20 protein-coding genes are annotated in these 21817 nt (G+C 68.9%); 12 read left to right on the forward strand and 8 right to left on the reverse strand.

All coding sequences use genetic code 11. From position 1 onward, the window contains the following. Positions 1–175 precede the first annotated feature (175 nt). Complete coding sequence (locus H504_RS0130400) at positions 176–1414, forward strand: MFS transporter (protein WP_026425878.1); 1239 nt, start codon at positions 176–178, stop codon at positions 1412–1414. Beyond that, positions 1411–2379 carry a TolB family protein gene (locus H504_RS0130405; RefSeq protein ID WP_026425879.1) on the forward strand — a complete coding sequence of 323 codons (969 nt, stop codon included), beginning with the start codon at positions 1411–1413 and terminating at the stop codon, positions 2377–2379. The genes H504_RS0130400 and H504_RS0130405 overlap by 4 nt, the downstream gene beginning before the upstream one ends. Positions 2380–2434: 55 nt before the next feature. Here the strand turns inward: H504_RS0130405 and H504_RS0130410 are convergent, their stop codons facing one another. Continuing rightward, the gene (locus tag H504_RS0130410; protein ID WP_157440729.1) at positions 2435–3604 is read right to left on the reverse strand and encodes a right-handed parallel beta-helix repeat-containing protein; all 1170 of its coding nucleotides are present in this window, start codon (positions 3602–3604) and stop codon (positions 2435–2437) included. A gap of 263 nt (positions 3605–3867) precedes the next feature. Here H504_RS0130410 and H504_RS0130415 point away from each other — a divergent pair, with 263 nt between their 5' ends. From H504_RS0130415 to H504_RS39150, 5 genes are all read left to right on the forward strand, one after another. Continuing rightward, positions 3868–5499, forward strand: coding sequence for a hypothetical protein (locus H504_RS0130415; protein WP_026425881.1), 1632 nt, complete (start codon positions 3868–3870; stop codon positions 5497–5499). 141 nt (positions 5500–5640) lie between these two features. After that, positions 5641–6615, forward strand: a complete 975-nt coding sequence (locus H504_RS0130420) for a hypothetical protein (protein ID WP_157440730.1) — start codon at positions 5641–5643, stop codon at positions 6613–6615. A gap of 2 nt (positions 6616–6617) precedes the next feature. Further along, positions 6618–8081 (forward strand): O-antigen ligase family protein, encoded by a 1464-nt coding sequence (locus H504_RS37785; RefSeq protein ID WP_245614511.1) that lies wholly within the window; start codon positions 6618–6620, stop codon positions 8079–8081. After that, positions 8078–9583, forward strand: a complete 1506-nt coding sequence (locus H504_RS43750; RefSeq protein WP_026425883.1) for a lipopolysaccharide biosynthesis protein — start codon at positions 8078–8080, stop codon at positions 9581–9583. The genes H504_RS37785 and H504_RS43750 overlap by 4 nt, the downstream gene beginning before the upstream one ends. Then, entirely contained in the window at positions 9580–10389 is an 810-nt protein-coding gene (locus H504_RS39150; RefSeq protein WP_026425884.1) for a glycosyltransferase family 2 protein, read from the forward strand. The genes H504_RS43750 and H504_RS39150 overlap by 4 nt, the downstream gene beginning before the upstream one ends. Positions 10390–10443: 54 nt before the next feature. On the opposite strand, the gene H504_RS0130440 is transcribed toward H504_RS39150, so the two are convergent. The 3 genes from H504_RS0130440 to H504_RS0130450 form a co-directional block, all read right to left on the reverse strand. Next, a complete protein-coding gene (locus tag H504_RS0130440; protein WP_026425885.1) occupies positions 10444–11460 on the reverse strand; it encodes a hypothetical protein in 1017 nt (338 codons plus the stop codon). A 12-nt stretch (positions 11461–11472) separates the two neighbouring features. Then, positions 11473–11970 (reverse strand): SigE family RNA polymerase sigma factor, encoded by a 498-nt coding sequence (locus H504_RS0130445; RefSeq protein WP_026425886.1) that lies wholly within the window; start codon positions 11968–11970, stop codon positions 11473–11475. A 114-nt stretch (positions 11971–12084) separates the two neighbouring features. Beyond that, a complete protein-coding gene (locus H504_RS0130450; protein ID WP_026425887.1) occupies positions 12085–12294 on the reverse strand; it encodes a hypothetical protein in 210 nt (69 codons plus the stop codon). A gap of 164 nt (positions 12295–12458) precedes the next feature. Here H504_RS0130450 and H504_RS0130455 point away from each other — a divergent pair, with 164 nt between their 5' ends. The 5 genes from H504_RS0130455 (at position 12459) to H504_RS0130475 (ending at position 14573) form a co-directional block, all read left to right on the forward strand. After that, positions 12459–13319 carry a helix-turn-helix domain-containing protein gene (locus tag H504_RS0130455; RefSeq protein ID WP_026425888.1) on the forward strand — a complete coding sequence of 287 codons (861 nt, stop codon included), beginning with the start codon at positions 12459–12461 and terminating at the stop codon, positions 13317–13319. 9 nt (positions 13320–13328) lie between these two features. Continuing rightward, positions 13329–13517, forward strand: a complete 189-nt coding sequence (locus tag H504_RS0130460; protein WP_026425889.1) for a DUF397 domain-containing protein — start codon at positions 13329–13331, stop codon at positions 13515–13517. Positions 13518–13525: 8 nt separating this feature from the next. After that, entirely contained in the window at positions 13526–13747 is a 222-nt protein-coding gene (locus tag H504_RS0130465; RefSeq protein WP_035306891.1) for a DUF397 domain-containing protein, read from the forward strand. A 73-nt stretch (positions 13748–13820) separates the two neighbouring features. Further along, complete coding sequence (locus tag H504_RS37795; RefSeq protein ID WP_245614512.1) at positions 13821–14189, forward strand: hypothetical protein; 369 nt, start codon at positions 13821–13823, stop codon at positions 14187–14189. Between the two features lie 21 nt (positions 14190–14210). Further along, complete coding sequence (locus H504_RS0130475) at positions 14211–14573, forward strand: hypothetical protein (RefSeq protein ID WP_026425891.1); 363 nt, start codon at positions 14211–14213, stop codon at positions 14571–14573. A 55-nt stretch (positions 14574–14628) separates the two neighbouring features. Here H504_RS0130475 and H504_RS0130480 read toward each other — a convergent pair whose 3' ends face one another. From H504_RS0130480 to H504_RS0130495, 4 genes are all read right to left on the reverse strand, one after another. Further along, positions 14629–15672 carry a glycosyltransferase family 2 protein gene (locus H504_RS0130480; RefSeq protein ID WP_026425892.1) on the reverse strand — a complete coding sequence of 348 codons (1044 nt, stop codon included), beginning with the start codon at positions 15670–15672 and terminating at the stop codon, positions 14629–14631. 16 nt (positions 15673–15688) lie between these two features. After that, positions 15689–19660 carry a DUF4082 domain-containing protein gene (locus H504_RS37800; RefSeq protein ID WP_169735482.1) on the reverse strand — a complete coding sequence of 1324 codons (3972 nt, stop codon included), beginning with the start codon at positions 19658–19660 and terminating at the stop codon, positions 15689–15691. A 487-nt stretch (positions 19661–20147) separates the two neighbouring features. Further along, a complete protein-coding gene (locus H504_RS37805; protein WP_035306901.1) occupies positions 20148–20714 on the reverse strand; it encodes an acyltransferase in 567 nt (188 codons plus the stop codon). Then, positions 20711–21817 carry a DegT/DnrJ/EryC1/StrS family aminotransferase gene (locus H504_RS0130495; protein WP_026425893.1) on the reverse strand — a complete coding sequence of 369 codons (1107 nt, stop codon included), beginning with the start codon at positions 21815–21817 and terminating at the stop codon, positions 20711–20713. The genes H504_RS37805 and H504_RS0130495 overlap by 4 nt, the downstream gene beginning before the upstream one ends.

A 21817-nucleotide genomic window follows, 5' to 3' on the forward strand; every position in this document is an offset into this window, starting at 1 on the left:
GCACTGCTTGTGTGGTCGCTCGATCGGGCACATCGGTTACCGGGGGTATGAGCAGGCCCGGCGAGTACCCACCAAAGATTCGGTCCAGTTCGGCACCTTGTTACACACCGTGGTCATCCGCCGATACGCCAGTCGAGGCGCCGCGGCAATGCGGGCTAGCTGCGGAGGTGTTCGGGTGTACGTAGCGTCGACCAGGCAGACCAAGACCACGCCTGCGGAAGGCGGATCGTGGCGGTCCCGCGTTCCGACGACGGTTCTGCTGTTGGGGACCGTGAGTCTGCTCACAGACATCTCCTCGGAGATGGTGACCGCGTTCCTCCCGGTCTATGTGATCTTCAACCTGCAGATGAGCTACTTGCAGCTCGGTCTGCTCGACGGCATCTACACCGGCGCGACCGCCATCCTGCGGCTGGTCGGCGGGCACGTGTCCGACCGGGTGCGCAGGCACAAGGCGGTGGCGGTCGCCGGCTACGGATTGTCAGCGGTGATGAAGCTGGTCTTCCCGTCGGTCGGCGCGTCCTCGGTCGGTCTCGGCGGGGTGCTCGCGGTCGACCGGGCGGGCAAGGGGTTGCGCACCGGGCCGCGGGACGCGCTGATCTCCCTGGTCACGCCGAAGGAGAAACTGGGCGAGGCGTTCGGGGTACACCGCACGATGGACACCGTCGGCGCGCTGCTCGGTCCACTCGCGACGTTCGTCATGCTGACCTGGCTGACCACCAGGCCCGGCCCGATCTTCATGATCAGCTTCTGCTTCGCCGCGCTCGGCGTGATCGTGCTGATCAGCTTCGTCCGCCAGCCGCGGCTGGAGCGGGTGCCCGGCAAGCCGGTGACCATGGGCGCGACGCTGGCCCTGCTGCGCAACCGGGGCATGCGGCGCACCACCATCGCCGCCGGGCTGCTCGGCCTGGCCACCATCTCCGACGCGTTCGTCTTCGTAGTGCTGCAGAAGGTGTCCGGCGTCGCGCCGACCTGGTTGGCGCTGATGCCGGTCGGCACCGCGCTGACCTTCCTGCTCGCCGCCACCCCGCTGGGCAAGCTGGCCGACAAGATCGGCCGCTGGCGGATGTTCTTCGCGGGCCACGTGGTGCTGTTCGTGGTGTACTTGCTGCTGCTCGGACCGTTCAGCGGCGTCATCCTGGTGATCGTCGCGTTGGCGCTGCACGGCCTGTTCTACGCCGCGACGGACGGGGTGCTGATGGCGCACGGCTCGACCCTCGTGCCCGACCACCTGCGCGCGGGCGGTCTGTCCATTGTGCAGACCGGCCAGGCGTTGGCCCGGTTCGCCAGCTCCGTCTTCTTCGGACTGTTCCTGCAGAGCCTCGCCTTCAGCTCGGCGGTGCTCATCGCGATCGGCGCGTTGGCGGCCGCGCTGGTCGGGGTCTACCTGCTGATCCGCCCGGAGGTCTCGCGGTGAAGGACTGGTTCGTGCGGCACCGGATCGTGGTCGGGGTGGCCGCGATGGTCGTCGTGATCGCGGTGGCGGTCGGGTACGTCGTGGTGACCGTGAAAGACCAGAACGAGGCCGCGTCCCAGCCGGGGGCGCCGGTGGCCGACGGGTTGCTGTTCGTCGACAACGACGGCGGGCAGAACCTGGTGTCCACTTTGGATTCAACCGGCAAGCGGACACCCGGGTCGATCAAGTGCCTGCGGGTCTACAAGGCCGCCGGGACCACCGTGTGCCTGCGGATGACCCTGCCGAACGCCTACGAGGCCGCCGTGTTCGACTCGTCCGGCGCCGAGGTCCGGACCGTCCCGCTGCCGGGTACGCCGTCGCGCGCCCGGGTGTCGGCGTCCGGCAAGGTCGTGTCCTGGACCGTCTTCGTCACCGGCGACTCCTACCTCTCCCCCGGCGGCTTCTCCACCCGCACCGGCGTCCTGGACCTGCGCACCGGCACCCTCATCGAGTCGCTGGAGAACTTCACGACCACCGTCGACGGGGTGCCCGACAAGCGCGCCAACGAGAACTACTGGGGTGTGACGGTGGCGTCGGACGACAACACCTTCTACGCGACGCTCGGGTCGGGCAGCAAGACGTGGCTGGTGAAGGGCAACCTGCGTGCGCGGACGATGGCCACGGTGCACGAGTCGGCCGAGTGCCCGTCGCTGTCGCCGGACCAGACGCGGATCGCGTACAAGAAGCGCGGCGGGCGACTCGGGACGTGGCAGCTCTACGTGCTCGACCTGGCGAGCGGCAAGGAGACCGAGCTGCCGGGTTCGGACGGGGTGGACGACCAGGCGGCGTGGCTGAACAACGCGAAACTCGCGTACGCCAAGGTCCAGACCGGGGGCGCCCCCACGATCTACGAGTCGGCGGCGGACGGCTCGGGCCAGCCACGGGAACTGGTGGCGGGCGCTTCATCGCCTGGACCGGTGTCGTAAGCACGAAGGCCGCCGCCACCTGGGGGTTTGGTGGCGGCGGCCGATTCGGGCAGCCCTAGGAGGGCTTGTTGATCTGTTTGTTGGCCGAGGTCGTGTTGTTCGACCAGGCCGAGACGGTGGCTCCGTCGTCGACCAGGGTCTCGCCCCAGCCACCGGTGATGGGGCCGAAGTGGTTGTCGGTGATGACGGCGCCGCGGGTGGAGGCCCCGACGCGCATGATGTAGCCGCCGCCGTCGAGGTAGTTGCCGACGATCTGCAGGCCCGTGGTGGACCCGCCGTCGCTGTCCATGATGAACACCGCTGCGTTCTGGTGGGTGCCGTCGTAGGACTTGCCCGCGTTGCTGATGTCGATGCGGTTGTAGCGGACGACCAGGTTGGGGCCGCCGTAGGCCTGGATGCCGTCGTTGTGGGTGTTGTTCGGGTAGGTGCCCGCGAGCAGCAGGTCGTGGATGTAGCTCTGCTCGATCGTGCTGTCGCCGGGGCCGTTCTGGATCCCGTCTGGCGTGCCCGAGATGTCACACCGGACGACGGTGACCGTGGCGTCGCCGTGGATGGCGCCGTTGCCCCACTGCGGACCCGGCCACTGGCTGTCCTTGTAGGTGACGGTCGTGTCGCTGATGTTGATGTGGCCCGCGTTGCCCAGGACCGGCGCCCAACTGTTGTGGTTGCCCTCGATGACCGAGTTCTTGATGGTCAGCGTGCCCTTGCCGTTGTACTCGATGCCGCCCTTGATCCAGTAGCCGTCGAGGGTGACGTTGCCGCTGAAGCGCAGGGCGCCGGAGTTCCACTCGGTGCCGGGTGGGGCGGAGCCGGGGCCGTCGACGACCTTCAGCTTGCCGCGGTCGCCGGTGTAGCCGACCTGACCGGGCTGGGGCACCGCGCCCGCGGGCAGTGAGCCGGGCGGACGGGGCTGAGTCGCGGTGGGCTTGGCGCTGGTGGGCTTGATGGTCCCCGAGGCCGTGGTGGTCGCACTCGACACCGTCGTGGTGGGTGGAGCGCTGGTCGTGGTGGTCTCGGTCCCGGTGGGCGCCGAAGTGGGCGCCTCGATGGTGGTCGTCGTCGGGATGTGCGGCGGTGGTGGAGTCGGCTTGCCCGCCACGGGCTTGCAGCCCGCCGCGAGTACCAGGGCCCCCAGCGCCACACCGGTTGTGAGCGCGAGTTTTCGCGCCCGTCTGAGCCCGTGCAGCTTGCCTAACTCCGCGGACGTGTGAGGTCGAGCGGACATGAGATCCTTCCGGTTGGCAACAAGTCGCCCCCGTTGCAGGACAAGGGTTTCGGCCCGGCCGTCGGAGCGCCGGAGCCTGCGGCACTCTATGCACATCCAGCACCAGATCACAATGCAGTCACGATGCGACGAGTAATCTGATTACCAAGAGTGGGATCCGTCACCCGATCGCGCAAAGCGACGCTGCGTAACGATTCCGCGTGTGGCGCGATGCCTGCACCGAGCACAATCGCTCACCCCCATCCAGGCAGCCGGGAGCTGGGATGCGCACGAGCGCCCGACCGACCCCCGCCCCGGACCGGCCACTGGCCGCGGCCGAGGCGCGCACGAGTACGCCCGTTTGGCTCACCGCGACGGCGGTGGCCTGCGTACTCGCGATCATCCGCGTGGCGATGGTGGTGTTCTCGCCGTACTCGACCGCGGTCGGGCTGTTCGACGACGACGCCTTCTACTACTTCGGCGTCGCCGGTCACATCGCCGCGGGCGACGGGTCAACATTCAACGGACTGGACCCGACCAACGGATATCACCCTCTGTGGTTGTTGATCCTCGTCCCGGTGTTTTCGATCACGAACGGTAAAACCGCGCTGGTTGCTGTGACGCTGGTCTCATCAGCCCTGGCGATTGCGTCCGGACGGCAGATCGACCGGATTGGCCGGTTCACCGGGCGTCCGGTCGTGACCACGCTGTGTGCGGCCCCGCTGCTGATCCTCGGCGCGGCTGGCCCGTCGTTCTGGTACTCGGGCATGGAGACCGGGCTGCTGCTGTTCGCGCTGCTCTGGCTGGCCGCGACCTACCTGCGCACGGACGGCTTCACCGCGCCCGCCTTCGGCCCGGCCGCCGCCCGCAACGCGGGTGTGATCGCCGCGATCGCGGTGCTGGCCCGGCTGGACACCGTGTTCCCGATGGCCGTGCTCGGTGTCGTCGCCATCACCGGCTGGGTGCGCGCGGGCAAGCCGTGGCTGAAGCTGACCGGGTCGTTCGTCGCGGTCCCGGCCGTCGCGCTGATCGCGTACGTGGCGGTCAACCAGTGGCTGTTCCACACTCCGCTACCGGTTTCCGGTCAGGCGAAGGCATTGGGCGGCCACGGGGTGAATGTCGACACGATCGGGCAATTCCTCACCTCACCGGTCCTTTTCGGGCAATCGACCTATCTCGGCGCGATCGGGATCCTCGTCGTCCTCGGCGCGCTACTGGCCAAGTCGACCGGACACCTCGGACTGGCCGCCCGGTTCGGCGCGGTGGTGCTGGCGGGCGGCGTGCTGACCGTCGGTTACTACGCGTTTACCTCAACTTGGCAGTTGTGGCCCTGGTACTTCTCCTCCGCGCCGCTCGCGGTGGCGCTCGCCGGACCGTCCGTGGTGGACCGGTGGGCGCGCTGGGTGCCGGTGCGCAAGCTGGGCGCCGCGGCGCTGGTGCTGCTGGTGGTCGCCGTCGTCGGCGCGAACGCGGTCCGGGCGACCCGGGCGAACGTGGCCCGCTCGGCGTTCATCGAGGACGGACCGGCGGTCGCCGCCCAGATCGACGCACTGACCCCGGTCAACGAGCCGATCGCGATGGGCGACCGGGCGGGCAGCCTCGGCTACCACCTGCACAGACCGCTGGTGCACCTGGAGGGCCTGGTCAACTCGGCCGACTACCTCGACGCGCTGAAGAACGGCACCGTGCACCGGTTCCTCGCCGATCGGGGGGTCGCGCTCTACGCCCGCGGCGACAGCGACCCGGGCACCCCCGACCCCGCCAACCCCGGCTGCGTCCGGTTCACCGAACCGGAGCAGGGCGGCGGCACCAAGGTCCAGATCGTCGTGTGCGATCGGGACCTGCTCCTCACAACCCCGGTGGCGGACGGGACGTCCTACCGGGTGTGGCGCTACCGGGTCGACCTGAATCGGTAGCAACGGTCGTTGGACCGTTCGGCCGAGTCAACCGGCGCGTAGCATCACAACGAGTAACGACTTTCTTCCGCTGGCGATTCATCTACAAGTGAGCGACCGGACCGGTTCCTCGGTGTCACGTCGTGTGTTGGGGCGCAGATGATGGATTTCTTCAAGACACTGCTGCTGCTGTTGAAGCGGTGGTACGTGGCGCTCCCCGTGTTCGCCGTGACCGTCGGCGCAGCGGGGGCCGTCTACGTGGCGATGCCGCTGCAATACGAGTCGACGGCCACGATCGTGCTGACGTCGCCGTCCAGCGGCCCGACCAGCACCACGGACAAGGTGAACGGGCAGACCAACCCGCTGCTGGCGTTCGACACGAGCCTCACCATCTCCGCGTCGATCGTGATCCAGAGCATCAACACCCCCGAGGTGGTGAAGTCGCTGGGCGCCGACGGCCCGGACAACACCTTCGTGTTGACCGGTGGCGGTGACGGCGGCCCGTTCATCAGCGTCAAGGCGGACAGCTCCACCGAGTCCGCCGCACGCGACCTGTGCGTGAAGGTGCTGGACAAGGTCAAGCAGGAGCTGACCAAGCGGCAGCAGGCGCTCAACGCGCCGCCGAGCACCTTCATCGGGGTAGACGACGTGGTGCCGCCGACCAAGCCGGAACCGCTGCGCGGCGGGAAGCTGCGCGCGGCCGGTGTGGCGCTGGCCCTCGGTCTGATCGCCAGCCTCGGCGCCGTCTACGGCATCGACACGCTGCAGCAGCGCAAGCGCCGTCGGGAGAACCCGGAGGATGCCGACCTCGACGACGAGTTGGACGACCTCGATGTGCCGGAAGCCCCCACGGGCCAGGCGCAGGAGCACCCGTCCCGGCCGTCGCTGCCGCCGGTGAGCCGGACCCCGCAGCCGATGGGCGTCGGAGCAGGCGAGCTGACCCAGCGGGTGCGGCCCGCGCAGGCCGAGTCCGGCAACGGCAGGCCGGTCGGTTCCGGGGCGGCGGGCAGCACGAGCGGCCAGCTCAACACCGGTAGCGCGCTGAACCGGCCGCAGGGCCAGGGCAACCGCGAGTACCGGGAGCCGCCGACCGTCCGGGTCAAGCCCGCGCAGGCGCCGCAAGAACCGCGTGGTTGATCGTGGCGGCCCCGGAAGCGCTGCCGGACCACTTGCCACCGGCCAAGGGCAAAGCGAGGTTTGACGGCGCCACGCTGGCGTGCGTCTACGCGCTGGCGATGACCGTGATCCCGGCCGCGCTGGTGATCAAGGGCCTGCCCATGTCGCTCACCCCCGGGGTGGCGTTCGGCCTGGTCATGGGCGTGGTGTGGTTCCTGGCGCAGTTGGTCAGCTCGATGGGTGTGGCCAAGGGCCGCAACGCCGCGCGGACCGCGCTGTTCCTGTTCGCCTCGTCGCAGCTCGCGACCTACGGCTACGCGACCTACGGCTACCTGCCCGGCGACGAGCTCAACGCCGCCGACCGCACGCTGATCACGATCCTGGCGGTGACCGCGGTCGGCATCGCGGTGACCGACGGGGTGCGCGGCCTGGACCGGATCGACCGGGTGCTCAAGGTCATGATCGTCGGCGCGACGTTCATGGCCTTCGTCGGCATCCTGCAGTTCCAGTTCGGGTTCGACCTGACCCAGTACCTCAACTTCCCCGGCCTGCGCGCCAACGGCGACCTGTCGCACGTGCTGGACCGGTCCGGCTTCCGCAGGCCCGCGGGCACCGCCGGGCACCCCATCGAGTTCGGTGTGGTGTGCGCGATGACGGTGCCGCTGGCCCTGTACTACGCGCTGCGCAACATGGACTACGGCGGCCCGCAGCGGCGCTGGTGGCTGTGCCTGGCGATCCTGGCCGTGGCGTCGATGCAGTCGCTGTCCCGCTCGGCGGTGCTCGGCCTGGGCATCGCGGCGATCTTCATCATCCCGGCGATGGCGCCCAAGCGCCGGGTCCGCGCGCTGTGGGGGATGCTCGGCTTCCTGGTGGCGATGCGGATCATGGTGCCCGGCCTGGTCGGCACCCTGCTCAGCCTGTTCACCAGCATCAGCGTCGACCCCAGCGCGGAGAGCAGGCGGCGGGCGGTGGAGCGGGCGGGCAAGGAGATCCCGCACCACCTGTGGCTCGGCCGCGGCATGGGGACCTACCTGCCGGAGAAGTACGGCTGGCTGGACAACCAGTACCTGGGCACGCTGGTGCAGAACGGCGTCATCGGGCTGACCCTGCTGATCTTCATCTACCTGGCGGGCATGTACTGCGCCTTCCGCGCCCGGCTGGCCAGCAAGGACCCGCGCATCCGCGACCTCGGCATCACCCTGGCCGCCTGCATCGCGGTCCCCGGCATCTCCTCGGCCACCTTCGACCTGATGGGTTTCGCCGTCGCCACCGGCTACACCTTCCTGCTCATCGGCCTGGCGGGCGCGCTGTGGCGCACCGTGCGGGAGCAGCCGGGTGGGATTCCGCCACTGTTGGGTCCGCCGGTGCAACGCCCGGGGCGGGACCGACGACGACTAGACCGGGGCGGCCCGTCCGGGAAGAAGTCGACCGGGCCGCCCCGCCGTCCCCGCAAGCGACCTGAGCAGAGACCCGAGGTTCCCGCGTGACCGCCGCTGACGCCCAACAGGCGCCACAGACACCGCGCCCGCCCACCCTCGACCCGCCACCGGTCGAACCCGACCCGGAACCACAGCCGACGGTCGGCAGCAAGGTCGGCAACGGCGTGCTGTGGAGCCTGCTCAACACCGCCGTGCTGCGGCTGGGCATCCTGGTGTCCGGCATCGCGCTGGCCCGCATCCTCACCACTGAGGACTACGGCGTGTTCGGCGTCGCGGCGGCCGTGTTGATCGTGTTGCACGCGTTCAACGAGCTGGGCGTGAGTCTGGCCCTCGTCCGCTGGGAACGGGACGTCCGCGAGTTCGCCCCGACCGCCATGACGATCTCCGTCGGCACCTCCGCGGTGCTCTACGCCGCGCTGTTCGCGACCGCCCCGGTGATCTGCGACCTGATGGGCAGCCCGACGTCGGTGCCGGTGGTCCAGGTCCTGTGCGTCGCGGTGATCCTGGACGGGATCGCGTCGGTGCCGTCGACCATCCTGAACCGGGAGTTCAAGCAGCGCACCAGGTTCTTCTGCGACGCGCTCGCGTTCGTGGTGGTGACCGGCCTGACGATCTCGCTGGCGCTCTCCGGCGCGGGCGCGATGAGCTTCGCCATCGGCCAGGTGGCGGGCAACGTGGTCTCGGTCGTCTGCTACCTGCTGCTGTGCCCGATCAAGGTGCGGCCCGGGTGGGACAAGGCGATCGCCCGCGAGCTGCTGGTGTTCGGGCTGCCGTTGGCGGCGGCGAGCGTGTTGACGCTGTCGGTGATGCAGATCGACAAGTTCGTGGTCGGGCCCATCGCGGGCACGGTCGCCCTCGGCCTGTACATGATGGTGTTCAACCAGTCGAGCCTGCCGCTGCAGATCTTCTCCGAGGCCGCGCGCCGGGTGTCGCTGGCCGGGTTCGCCCGGCTGGCCGACGACAAGCCGCAGCTCGAACAGTCGGTGGCGCGCGGTGTCGGGCTGTTGGTGGCGGGCGCGCTGCCGGTGTGCGCCCTGCTGGGCTGCTACGCGGCGCCGATGCTGCACATCGTGTACGGGGAGCAGTGGGTGCCGGGCGCGGCCGCGCTGCAGTTCCTGGCGGTCCTCGGCCTGGTGCGGATCGTGCTGTTCATCGGCTACGACCTGCTGGTGGCGCTGGACGGCAACAAGGCGCTGATCGGGTTGCAGGCGCTGTGGCTGGGCGCGGTGCTGCCCGCCCTGATCATCGGCACCCACCTCGACGGCATCCGCGGCGCGGCCATCGCCCAGGCGACGGTGGCGACGCTGGTGGTGCTGCCGTCGTTCGCCATCGTGATCCGGCGGCGCGGGGTGCGGCTGATGCCGTCGGTGCTGGCCTGCGTCCGACCGGTCGTCGGCGGCGTGCTGCTGGTCGCGTCCACGATCGTGGTCCGCTCGGTGTTCACGAACCCCTGGCTGCAGGTCGGGGTCGGCGGCCTGGCCGCCGCTGTGCTGTACCTCCCCGTGGTGTACCCGATGCGCAAGATGTTGCCCGGAAAGGCTTCCGCATGACCGCCCCGCTCAAAGACCGCGGCGGCGCCTCGGCGTTCGCCCGCCGCGCGCTGCGCGACGCGTTCGGCCTGTGGCCGATGCACGAGGCGAAGACCAAGCTGGTGCTGGGCAGGCGGGTGCCGGAGCTGCGCCGGTTCGAGGACGCCGAGGTGGCGTCGCTGCGGTCGGTCGTGGGTGACCGACCGGAAACCCTGGTGGCGACGGTGATGCCGACGTACAAGCGGCCCGGCCTGCTGCCGGTCGCGGTCGAATCGGCGCTGGCGCAGACGGTTCAGGACCAGACGATCATCGTGGTGGACGACGGCGGCGGCCTGCCCGCGCTGCCGTCCGACCCCCGGTTGGTCGCGGTGAGCCTGTCCCGCAACTCGGCGGTGCTCGGCCTGGTGCGCAACGTCGGCATCCGGCTGACCCGCTCCAAGTACATCGCCTTCCTCGACGACGACAACACCTGGCGCGAAGACCACTTGGAACACACGCTGGCCACCCTGGGTCGCGGCGCCGACCTGGTCTACTCCGCGGTGGAGCGCCGCCGCGCGGACGGCTCCGTGCTCGATGTGCTCTCAGAACCGTTCGACCGCAAGACAATGGTGGACGACTCGCCCTACGTCGACTCGAACTCGATCGTGCTGCGCCGCGCGGATGACGTGCTGTTCAGCCGGATTCCGCGGGTGAAGCAGACGCTTCCCAAGGAAGACTGGGAGTTCGTGCACCGGATGTCGCGGACCCGGGTCGTGCAGCACGTGCCGGAGCCCACGGTGCGGTACCTGGTCAACGAGGACAGCTACTACACCGCCTGGAAAGCCTGATCCCCCAACACAAGCAGCCCCCGCCGGATGTGGCGGGGGCTGCTTGTGTTGGGGCTACTTGACGTCGAGGTGGGTGTCAGTGGCGACGCGGGCGAGGGCTTCCAGGGTGTAGGGGAAGGCGGGCAGCTCGGTGACGGTGTCGGCGAAATACTTGCTCTGGGCGAGGAACAGCACGTCGCCGTCGGCGAAGCGGAACAAGGCCCACTGGCCCTTGCGGGCCGCGGACGGCGGGGCGGTGGTGACGGCGACCTGCTTGCCGTCGACCGTGATCACGACGCAGGTGGGCGGCTCCGCGCCCTTGTCCTTGCTGTCCTTGCCGTCCTTGGTTTCGGTGGGGCACCCGTCGGCCTGCTCGACCTTGTCGTTCTTGTCGTTCTTGCCGCCGGAGTAGAGGACGGCCGAGAGGTAGCCCCAGGACGTGCCGTTGTTGCTGACGGCGAGGGAGGCGCGGTAGTCCCAGGGGGCGTCGCCCGAGCGCTCGGCGAGGACGTCGTGACCGGGGGTCTCGGTGCCCGGAACGGTCGCGGGCGAGGTGTAACCGGCCGGGAGGAGCGCCTGCAGCGCGGCTTCGAGGCGGTGGGCGCGGTCGGCTTCCGGGCCGGACCGCTGCGTCTCGTCGGGCTTGCCGGGGCCGCAGGGCTTGCCGGAGTTGATGATGGTCACCTTGGTGCGGTCGCCCGCCTTCGGGTCACCCGGTTTCGTGGACCCGTTCGTCGTCGTCGGGCCGCCTGAAGGGGTGGAGTCGTCCGGCTTCGTGGGGCCGCCGGTCTTGGTGGGCTCTCCTGGCTTGGTGGGGTCTCCCGGCTTGGTGGGGTCGCAGGACTTGGTCGGGTCGCCGGGCTTGCCCGCCGCGGCGCCGGGGGCGACCTGGCCGTCGGAGCCGTGCACGGGGATGGTGAGGGCGCCCGCGGCCACCGCGAGGACGGCGGCCGAGGTGCCGAGGACGAGCCTGCGGGTGTGGCGGGAACGCTGGGCGGAGCGAGCGGCGGCGACGACCTCGTCCGGGTTCATCGCGGGCGGGGTCGGGGTGGCGTTCATGACGCCGTGCAAGGCGTCGCGAAAGTTGTCCATGAGGTCCCTCTCCTAAGAGGTCGCGGTGGGGGTCGGGAGGATGTCGCGGAGGTAACCGAGTCCGCGGGCGGATTGGCTCTTGACCGTTCCCTCGGAACAGCCCATGGCCTTTGCCGTCTCCGCGAGCGACAGGTCCTCCCAGTACCGCAGGACCAGTGCGGCACGCTGCCGTGCGGGCACCCTGGTCAGTGCGCGCAGCAACTCAAGCCGGTCCTCGACGCTGCCGTTGGCGGCGGCAGCGGGGTCGCCGGGGTCCTCGGTGACGGTCTCGCGGCGGAAGAAGCCCCGCCGGGTCTCATCGAGGAAGGTGCGGACCAGGATGCGTCTGGTGTAGCCGTCGAGCTTGTCGTGCTCGCTGACTTTGTGCCACACGCGGTAGAGCTTGACGAAGGTCGTCTGCACCAGGTCCTCGGCCCGGTGCCAGTCACCGCACAACAGGTACGCCGTCGCGCGCATGCTCGTGGAGCGCGCCGCGAAGTACGCGGCGAACTCGCTGTCCCGATCTTTCATCGAACCCCCTGGCCCGCTCGGTTACGGGTTACACACGCCAGGACGCGGTGTCGAGGTTGCACGGAAAACCGCCGCCCGCCGGGGGCACGGCGGGCGGCGGCATGGGGTGGGGACTCAGTCCTGGTCGGGTGGCAGGTTCAGGATCACGTGCACGTCGCTGGTCGCGTTGACGGCCATCATGGCGACCCGGGAGATGTCGTCGACCCGCACGGACAGTTCGGGGGTCTCGCCCGGTTTACCGAAGGTCATCTCGATGTCGTGCGGGTTCCGGACGTTGTACTCCATGACGTACGAGCCGTTGAAGGCGAACTTGGCGGTCGGCATCGGCCACTCCCGGTGGGTTGAGGTGCCCCGCCTACAAAGGGTGACAGGTCGGGGTGTAGAAACCGTACACCGCAAGGATGCACCAGTCCTGCGAGGAACGCAACCTTGCGTAAGATGTTCATGCGTTTGCTGGGTGGGGAGGGAGTGCGGAAAGATTGGACCCCGTGGGACAGCGGAAGCAGACACCAACAGTTCGCCTGCGGCGCCTAGCCGCCGAACTGCGCCGTCTGCGCACGGAAGCCGGGCTGACCCGGGACGAGGTGAGCGACCAGACGGGCATCAACAGCGTCACCCTCTACCGCATCGAAACGGCGAAGGCCCGCCCCCAAGGCAGAACCCTCACCGCCATGCTCACCCTCTACGGCACAGCGGACGACGAGCGCGCCCAGTTGGTAGCCCTGTCCAAGAACGCCCTGACGCAAGGCTGGCTCCAGCCCTTCCACGCAGAGCTGTCGGAGGAGTACACCGCCTACATCAGCTTCGAGGCCGAAGCCAAGTCGATCCGCAGCTACGGATCGTTGTTCGTACCTGGGCTGCTTCAGACTGAGGACTACGCCCGAGCCGTCATTCGCGGCACGATGCCGAAGATCAGCAACCAAGAGGTGGAAGACCGAGTTCGGGCGCGGATGGAGCGCCAGGCTCTACTCGCCGCCGACAAGCCGCTGACACTCTGGGCCATCGTGGATGAAGCCGCGCTGCACCGCGATGTTGGCGGGGCCGCAGCGATGCGCGGCCAGATCAAGCGACTGGCCGAGGCCGCAGAACAGCCGAACATAACGTTGCAGGTGATCAGCTTCGCGTCGGGCGCACATCCGGGCATGCCTGGATCATTTGTCCTTCTGGGGTTCGCAGACCCCGTGGATACCGATCTGATCTATATCGAGAGCATCGGCGGCGACCTCTTCTTGGAAAGCGGCTCAGACGTCGCAACCTTCACCGATGCGTTCGATCATCTTCGGGCAGTCGCCAAGAGTCCCGCCGATACAACCAAGCGACTGACCCAGCTCGCAAAGCAGAGAGAGTAGGAGACACCCATGACCAGCCGCGACTTCGCAGCCGCTTCGTGGCGCAAGAGTTCCTTCAGCGGGGGCAACGGCGAGTGTGTGGAGATCGCTTTCGCCGGCGACAGCGCGGCCCTGCGGGACTCCAAGAACACCACCGGTCCGGCGGTCATCATCCCGGCCGCGAGCCTGACAACCTTGGTGGCATCCCTCTCCAAGTAGGAGGCCCCATGACCTGGCGAACAAGCTCCTTCAGCAGCGGTAACGGCCAATGCGTAGAACTCGCCTACACCTGGCGCAAGAGCTCCGCCAGCAGCGCCAACGGCCAGTGCGTCGAGGTCACCACCACCGACGCTCTCGCCGCCTTCCGCGACTCCAAAAACCCCACCGGCCCAATCCTCGTCATCCCAGCCAACAGCCTGACCGCCCTGGTCGCCGCCATCACCACCTAAGGCAACTGCCCCTGTGTACTACCAACTGGAGCCCGAGGTTCCCGGGGAGCTCGGGAAGAACTCCGTGGTGAACATGCGGGTTCACCCTCCCCAGGCAAACCAGGTCGAATACGCGTTCCACGACTGGCTGGGCGACGAGTTGATCACCTCGCACCCCGTGTTCCTGGTGACCACCGCCCTGGCCGAGGTGCTGGCGGCGTCGAAGCTGACCGGGTTCGAGCTCCGCGACGCCAGCACCACCCTCGCCGACGAGGGCGAGGACTGGATCAGCGACGTCTCCACGCTTCCCGCGTTCAGATGGCTCGTCATCACGGGAACAGCGGGCGACGAGGACTTCGGGCTGATGCCGAACAGCACCCTCGTCGTCTCCGACGCTGGACTCGCCGCGCTCCGAACCCGCCAGTTGGAATTCTGCGACGTCATTCCGTACGAGGCGGAGTAGACCCCACAGCAAGGTGAGCACGTGAACTACTTCGCACTAGACCCCGAAGTCGCAGGCGAACTCGGTGCCGGTTCGGTGGTCAACCGGAGCACGTACCCGCCCGAGGTGAGCCGGGTGGAGTGCGCCTTCCACGATTGGTCGGGCGACGACCTGGTCACCGCCTTCCCGGTGTTCCTGGTGACCGGGGGTTTGGCCGAGGCACTGGCCCAGTCCGCCCTGAGCGGCTTCGAGATCCGCGACGCCACCAGCACTCTCGCCGACGAGGGCGGCGAAGACGACATCGGGCTCGTTCCCCGGGCATCCCTCGTCGTGTCCGAGGCGGCGCTGACCGTGCTGAGGACTCGGAAGTTGGAACTCTGCGAGGTCACCGCCTACCAGCCGTGACATGAGAAACGCCGCCGCAGACCGGGGAGGTCGGCGGCGGCGTTCCAGCAAAAGGCTAGATGCCCTCGCGTTGCCACTTGAGGACGCGGGCGTGGTGGCGGAGGCGGCGGGCGGGGGCCGTCAGCACCAAGGGAGACAGCGCCCGCGCGCGCTTGGGGCCGAGGCGTTTGCGTAACTGGAGGGTGTGCCACTCGGGCAGGGACTCGATGTCGCCGAAAGCCTCGCGGGCGAAGTCGACCAGCTCATCCACCGGGTCGACCTCGCTGCGGCCCTTGTCGTAGGCGCGGCCTGCGCGGCGGAGGGCGTCGCGGGCGAGGACTCGGCGGACGGTGCGGTCCATGTCCTGGCGGTCCGGGAGGTTGTTGTCTTCCCGGGTGGTGATGGCGGTGTAGGCGGCCAGGCGTTGACGCAAGTCGTTGACGATCGACGCGTAGTACGCCGCCGACATGTTCTGGCCGTGGACCCGGTAGTAGGCCTGGTCGACGCCGCGCAGGTAACCCACGTCGGTGTGCAACGCGAAGCGCATCCACATCTCAATGTCGCCGGTGTGCCGGAGTTCCGGGTTGTAGCCGCCGAACTTGTGTTGCACCGAGGTCCGAACGACGACCTCGGGGGAGGTGATGCAGCCGTCGCCCAACGCGAAGCGGCGGCGGAGCCAGGCTAGTCCGTTGTAGACGGTCCAGCCCTTGTCCTCGGTCCTGGCGGGCGGCAGCGGGTCGCTGCCGTCCCAGTGCAGTGGGCGGCCGTAGGCGAACCCGACCTCCGGGTGCGCGTCGAGCAGGCGGGTTGCCCGTCGAAGCGCACCCGGGGTCAGGGCGTCGTCGGCCGAGAGGAGAGCGCAGTAGTCGGCGCTCGCCCAGTCCAGCAGGCCCTCGTTGTAGGTGGCGATGTGTCCCTTGTTCTGCTTGTGCTCGACCACGGTGACCCGACTGTCCTGTTCGGACAGTGAGCGGGCCACGTCGGCGCTGCCATCGCCCGAGCAGTCGTCGATGACGAGCACTCGGACGTCGACACCGGGCTGGTCGAGCACACTGCGCACGGCAATCGGCAGTACCTTGCCGTACTTGTAGCACGGGATGACCACATCAACGCCGGCCACTGGTTAGCCCCTTCGGCTAGGAAACGCTGGTCGCGAACACTGCGTCGACCCAGTAGTTCGTTCCGTTACCGGACCCGTTCGGCACCAGCCCACCCGTACCGTACCGGTACAGGCCGTTGGGCGCGGTGTCCGTGCTGGCCGGGGCCGTGATCGGGCCGTTCACGTGGCTGGTGGCGAAGTACTGCGGCGTGTAGCCGTACTTGCCCGCCGACCCCCAGAAGGAGACCACGTAAGAGGTATCGGCCGTCACCTGGACCGGGGTGGCGAAGGTCAGTGTCTGCCACCCGCTGGTCGTCTCGTTCGTGAACGTGCCGGTCGCCACCTGCGCGCCCGCGCTCGTCCAGAGCGTGCCGGTGTGCGAACCGGTGTCCCCGGCGACCTTGTAGAACCGGACGCCGGTGATGTAGCCGTTCGCGCTCGGGGTGATCCGCATACCCAGCTCCACCTGGGCGTCCGTCGCGCTCGTCTCGGGCGCGTCGGTCGGCCGGAACAGGGTGCACGGGCACTGGCCCGCGGCGCCGGTGGTGAACGACCAGGTATAGGCCGAGGCCATCTGGTTGCCCCACGCGTCGGACGCCCGCACGCTCACCTGGTACTGCGCGTTGCCCGCCAGGATGTCGGTCGAGGCGAACACGACACTGCGGGCGTCAGCCGACAGGTGCGTGGTGCCCGGAACCGAGGTGCCGCCGCGGGTCACGGTGAACTGCAGCGAGGTCGGGTTGATCGCCTCGGAGAAGTTCGCCGTGATGCCGGTGCCGGTGGAGATGGCGGTGGCGCTCGCGGCCGGGTCGACCGACGTCACCGACGGCGGGGTGTTGTCCGCCCCGTTGGTGTCGATGACCGGGTCCACCCAGTAGTTGTTCGAGTTGTACGAGCTGTTCGGGAAGCCGCCGCCGTAGACGTACACGCCGTTGCCGTTCGCCGCGGCGGAGGTCGGCGCGGTGAGGATCCCACGACCGGCGCCCTGGCTGGCGAAGTACGCGTTGTCGACGGAGTAGTGCCCGCCCGGCGCGTAGTACGACGCGATGTAGGTCTGGCTCGCCTGGAGCTGGACCGGCGCGGCGAACGTCAGCGTCTGCCAGCCGGAGGCCGACTCGTTCGAGAAGGTGCCGGTGGCGATGCGCTGCCCGCTGGTTGTCCAGATCGAGCCGGTGTGCGTGCCGGTGTTGTTGAAGTTCTTGTAGAACCGGACACCGGTGACGGTGGCGCTGACACCGGTGCTGAACTTCACGCCCAGCTCCACCCCGCTCGAGTCACCCGAGTCGGCGATCGCGGGGGTCCGCGAGCCGAACAGGTTGCACGGGCACGGCTGCAGCGTCGTACCGGTGCTGAAGCTCCACGTCTTGGTCGCGGCCAGGGCGTTGCCGAAGCCGTCCGTGGCGTTGAGCGTCACGTTGTGCGTGGTGTTGGTGGCGAGCAGGTCGGTCGGGGTGAAGGTGACCGTCTTGTCGTCCACGCTGACCGTGCCCGCGACCGGGTTGCCGCCCGCCTGGACGGTCATCTGGACGCTGCTCGGGTCGACCGACTCGTTGAACACGGCGGTGACATTGCCGTCGATGTAGGCACCGGTCGCACCCGTCGCCGGGGTGACCGAGCTGACCACCGGCGGGGTGTTGTCCGCGGTGTCGGTGGTGATGACCGGGTCGACCCAGTAGTTGCCACCGTTGTACGAGCCGTTGGGGAAGCCCGCGCCGTACTTGAAGACGCCGTTGCCGCCCGGGGTGTTGCCGGTGGCCGGTGCCGTCAGCGGGACGATGCCCGCGCCCTTGGTGTTGAAGTACCCGGCGTCGACCGAGTAGTGCCCGGTGGGCGCGTAGTACGAGGCGATGTAGGTCTGCCCGGAGCGGATCTGGACCGGGCTGGTGAAGTTCAGCGTCTGCCAGCCGGAGGCCGTCTCACCGGAGAAGTTGCCGGTGGCCAGGAGTTGACCGGCCGAGGTCCACAGCGAGCCGGTGTGCGAGCCGGTGTTGGTGGTCGCCTTGTAGAAGCGGACACCGGTCACGGTGGCGTTCACCGAGGTGGTGAACTTGGTGCCGACCTCGATCGCCGCCGCGTCACCGCCGTCGACGGTGGTCGGGGTCTGGCTGCCGAAGAGGGTGCACGGGCACTGCTGCGCGCCCACGGTCACCGGGCGGGTCACCGTCGAGCCCAGGTTCGCGCTGTCGTCGGACGCGCGGACCTGGATGGTGGTGGTCCCCAGGCTGCTCGGGGTCCACTGGTAGGTCCAGTTGTCCAGGCCGGTGGCGCGGTGGAAGCTCTGGCCGCCGTCGACCGAGACCTCGACCGAGCCGACCTTGCCGCCGCCGTTGTCGACCGCGGTACCGGTGATGGTGCGCGGGGTGCCCGCCGGGACGGTGGTGCCCGCCGCCGGGGACGTGATGGTCACCGTCGGGCCGGTCGTGTCGGTCGACTTGGTGGCCAGGACCAGACCGGACATCAGGGTCTTGGGCTGGGCACCCATGTCGGCGAGCAGGTTCACCGTGGCCTGCTGCATGATCACGCTGGTCGGCGCGGTCGCCGGGGCGCCTGCCGGGAACAGGTGCTCGGTGTCCAGGCCCCACGACCACTGCACCGTCGCCGCGCTGAAGACGAGCGCCTTGCTGCTCGGGTCGCGGTACATGGTCATCTTGTGGTTGGCCGTGCCCGCGCCGTAGAGGTAGCCGTAGTCGAGCAGCAACTGGCCGTCGTCGACGTTGACCGTGGTGTCCGACAGCGGAACGGAACCGGCCGGGCGCAGCCCGTTGTCCGGGTCGCTGTCCCACTCGTAGCCCAGGGTGCCCGTGGGCAGCGTGGTCGTGGTGGTCGCGTTCGCGATCGAGGTGTTGCGCCAGAACCGGTTGCGGCCGTAGGAGGCCGGGACCTGGATCGCGTCGGCGCGGTAGCCGTTTACGTCGAACAGGGTGCCGATGAGCGCGTTCTCCGGCTTGCCGCCGTCACTGGGCGGGGACTGCCGGGGGTCGCGCCAAGTGCCGGTCCACGCCGGGTCCGGGTCGATCTTCGCGCCGCCCGGGGCCTTGGTCTCCTTGTAGCAGGCCATCGTGCGCAGCGCGGTGTTCGAGCCGTCGATCGAGTTCTCGAACCGGGTCTTCCAGAACATGGTGTTGCCGGTCGAGAAGAACAGGTTCACGCCTGCGGCCTTGGCGGCCTCGATACCGGCCCGCTGGGTCGCGTTGACGTACTCGTCGTGGCCTGAAGAGAGGTAGACCTTGTGGTTCTTCAGCAGGGCCGGGTTGCGCGTGATGTCGACGCCGGTGAGGTAACTGACGTCGTACCCGTTGCGCTCGAGGAACCTGATCATCGGGTATTCGGCGTTGAGGTAACTCGACGTGCCGGAGTTCCGGTACGGCCGGTTGTAGCTCACCTTGTACGAACGACCGTCCGCTGATCCGGAGAAGCCGCCCTCGTAAAGGCTGAACTCGTTCACGTTGGGCTTGTCGCCGTACTTGTTGTACGCCTGCCAGGTCTCGTCGGAGGTCTGCACGACGATGTCGGAGGTCGACGAGTCGTTGCGTACGACGAACGGGTACTGGGAAGCGCCCGCGGTGCCGTCGTTGCGGATGAAGTTCGCGACGTAGAAGCCGGGGACCGCGGTGGTGGGGACGTTCCACGACGTGGACACGGTCCAGTTGCCGCAGTCGACCAGTCCGGTCGCGGCCTGGGACGCGCAGGTGGGCTGGGTCTGCGGCAGGTGCGCGGTCGGGGCCAGCACCTGCTGGAGCCGGGCGCCGTCGCCGTTGTAGTAGCCGAGGCGGAGGATGTCCACCTCGTAGTTGGTGCTCGCTGTCTTGATCTTGAAGTCGAGCCGCTCGCCGGGCTGGACGCTGGTCTGCGTCGCGTAGCCCTCGATGTCCCCGTAGGGGCTCTCGACCCACCAGTCGCCGCGTGGAGTACCCGTCTTCGAGTTCTCACAGACGATGGCGTTGACAGGCGCGTCGCACGGTCCGGCGGAGGCCGGCGCGGCGACGAGCACAGGGAGTCCGACAATCACAACTAAACCTGCGAGAACGGCGCGCACCCAGCGCCCCGTCCGCCCCCGAGCGCGTGCGGCCAGCATCGCACGGTCCATCCGAGCCTCCACGGTAAGTAACCGCCCTAAGCGAAATATCTGAAGTTGGCACCGAATAGGGGACGCGCTACAGGGCACGCGGTTCCTATTTACCTGCACATCGTCACATCATCGCACCCTGTTACCCCCGACGGGAGTACCAGTGGCCATTGTCAAGTAACGAATTGAACACGGAGAGTCCTGAGTGGACTTGATCGCTTTACCCGGCCGAACGACTTCTCCCAGCGGACTCCCAGTGTCCAATGGGGATTTCTTGACCGGGAATCGGCCCTGGTGAGGTGGGTCACCAACCGGCAGGTAGCGCCCGGTAATCACCTGTTCGGCGCAGAGTGCGAACACGAGCAACATCCATTAAAGCCCGAATGGCCGCCGATGGTGATCGGCGGCCATTGGTCTCGAACGTGAAAAACTAGACCCGGGTCAGCCCGTTGCCGTCATCGGCGACCCGGAAGTCGCTACCGCAGTCGGCGCAATGCAGTGCGTCGTCCAGCCGGGCTGCGCATTCGCAAACCCAGCCCTTGCGGACCGCCGGGTTGCCCGCCACGAAGGCGTGCGGCGGGACGTCCTTGGTCACCACCGCGCCCGCGCCCGCGAACGCGAAGCTCCCGATCTCGGTCCCGCAGACCACCACGGTGCCCGCGCCCAGGGTCGCCCCCCGGCGGACAACCGTGTCGACCAGTTGGTCCGGCCCCTTCTTGATGTGCGCTCGGGGGCGGAAATCGTTGGTGAAAAGCACGTTGGGGCCGAGGAAGACGTCGTCCTCACAGGTGACCCCGCCGAACACCAGGGTCCCGTTCTTCACCGTCACGCCGTTGCCGAGGACGGCCCCGGTTTCCACGAACGCCCCGTCGCAGATGTTGCAGTCGCGGCCGACCACGGCCCCGGGCAGCACGTGCGCGAAGGCCCAGACCCGGGTGCCGTCGCCGACCTCGTCGCTCTCGCAGAGTCCACGCTCGTGGACGAAAACTCCACTCACCGCACGGCCTCGGACAACACGGACACGACCCGCTCCTGCTGGGCCTCGGTGATCTCCGGGAACAGCGGCAGGGACAGGATCTCCGCCCCCAGCCGCTCGGCGTTCGGGAACGCTCCCGCGCCCAGGCCGAGGTCGGCGAACGCGCCGGTGAGGTGCACCGGGGTGGGGTAGTGGATGCCCGCGCCGATGCCCTCGGCGTGCAGCTTGCCCAGCACCGCGTCCCGGTTGGCGACCCGGATGACGTAGAGGTGCCACACCGGCACGTTGCCCGCGGCGACCACCGGGGTGGTCACTCCGTCCACACCGGACAGCAACGCGGTGTAGCGGTCGGCGGCGACCCGGCGGGCGGCGTTCCAGTCGGCGAGACGGCGCAGCTTGGCCGAGAGCACGACCGCCTGCAGGGTGTCCAGCCGCGAGTTGAAGCCCAGCACCGGGTGCTCGTACTTGCGCGGCGAGCCGTGCGCGCCCAGCAGCCGGACCCGCTCGGCCAGATCGGCCCGCGAGGTGGTGACCGCGCCCGCGTCGCCGTACGCGCCGAGGTTCTTGCCCGGGTAGAAGCTGGTGGCGGCGATGTCACCGAAGGAGCCCGCGGTCTGCCCGTTGCGGGTCGCGCCCTGCGACTGGGCGGCGTCCTCCAGGATCGCGACGTTGGACGGCAGCACCGAGCGCAACTGGTCGATCGGGGCGACCTGGCCGTAGAGGTCGACCGGGAGGACGGCGCGGGTGCGGGTGGTGACCGCTGCCGCCGCGGCGGTGACATCGATCAACGCGGTGTCGAGGTCGCAGTCGACCAGGACCGTGGTGGCACCGGTGCGGGCCACGGCCTCGGCGGTGGCGATGAAGGTGTTGGCAGGCACGACGCACTCGTCGCCGGGGCCGATCTCCAGCGCGCGCAGGGCCAGCTCCAGCGCGTCGGTGCCGTTGCCGACGCCGACGCAGTGCTCGGCCCCGGCGAACGCGGCGTACTCGGCTTCGAAGGCCGCGACCTGCGGGCCGCCGACGAAGGCGGTCTTGGCCAGCACGGCCGCCCAGCCTTCGGCCACCTCATCCGCCACGGCGGCGTGCTGGGCGGCCAGGTCGACCAGGGGAATGGGGCCGGTCAT

This window comes from Actinokineospora inagensis DSM 44258 (assembly GCF_000482865.1).
GTDB classification, from domain to species: domain Bacteria; phylum Actinomycetota; class Actinomycetes; order Mycobacteriales; family Pseudonocardiaceae; genus Actinokineospora; species Actinokineospora inagensis.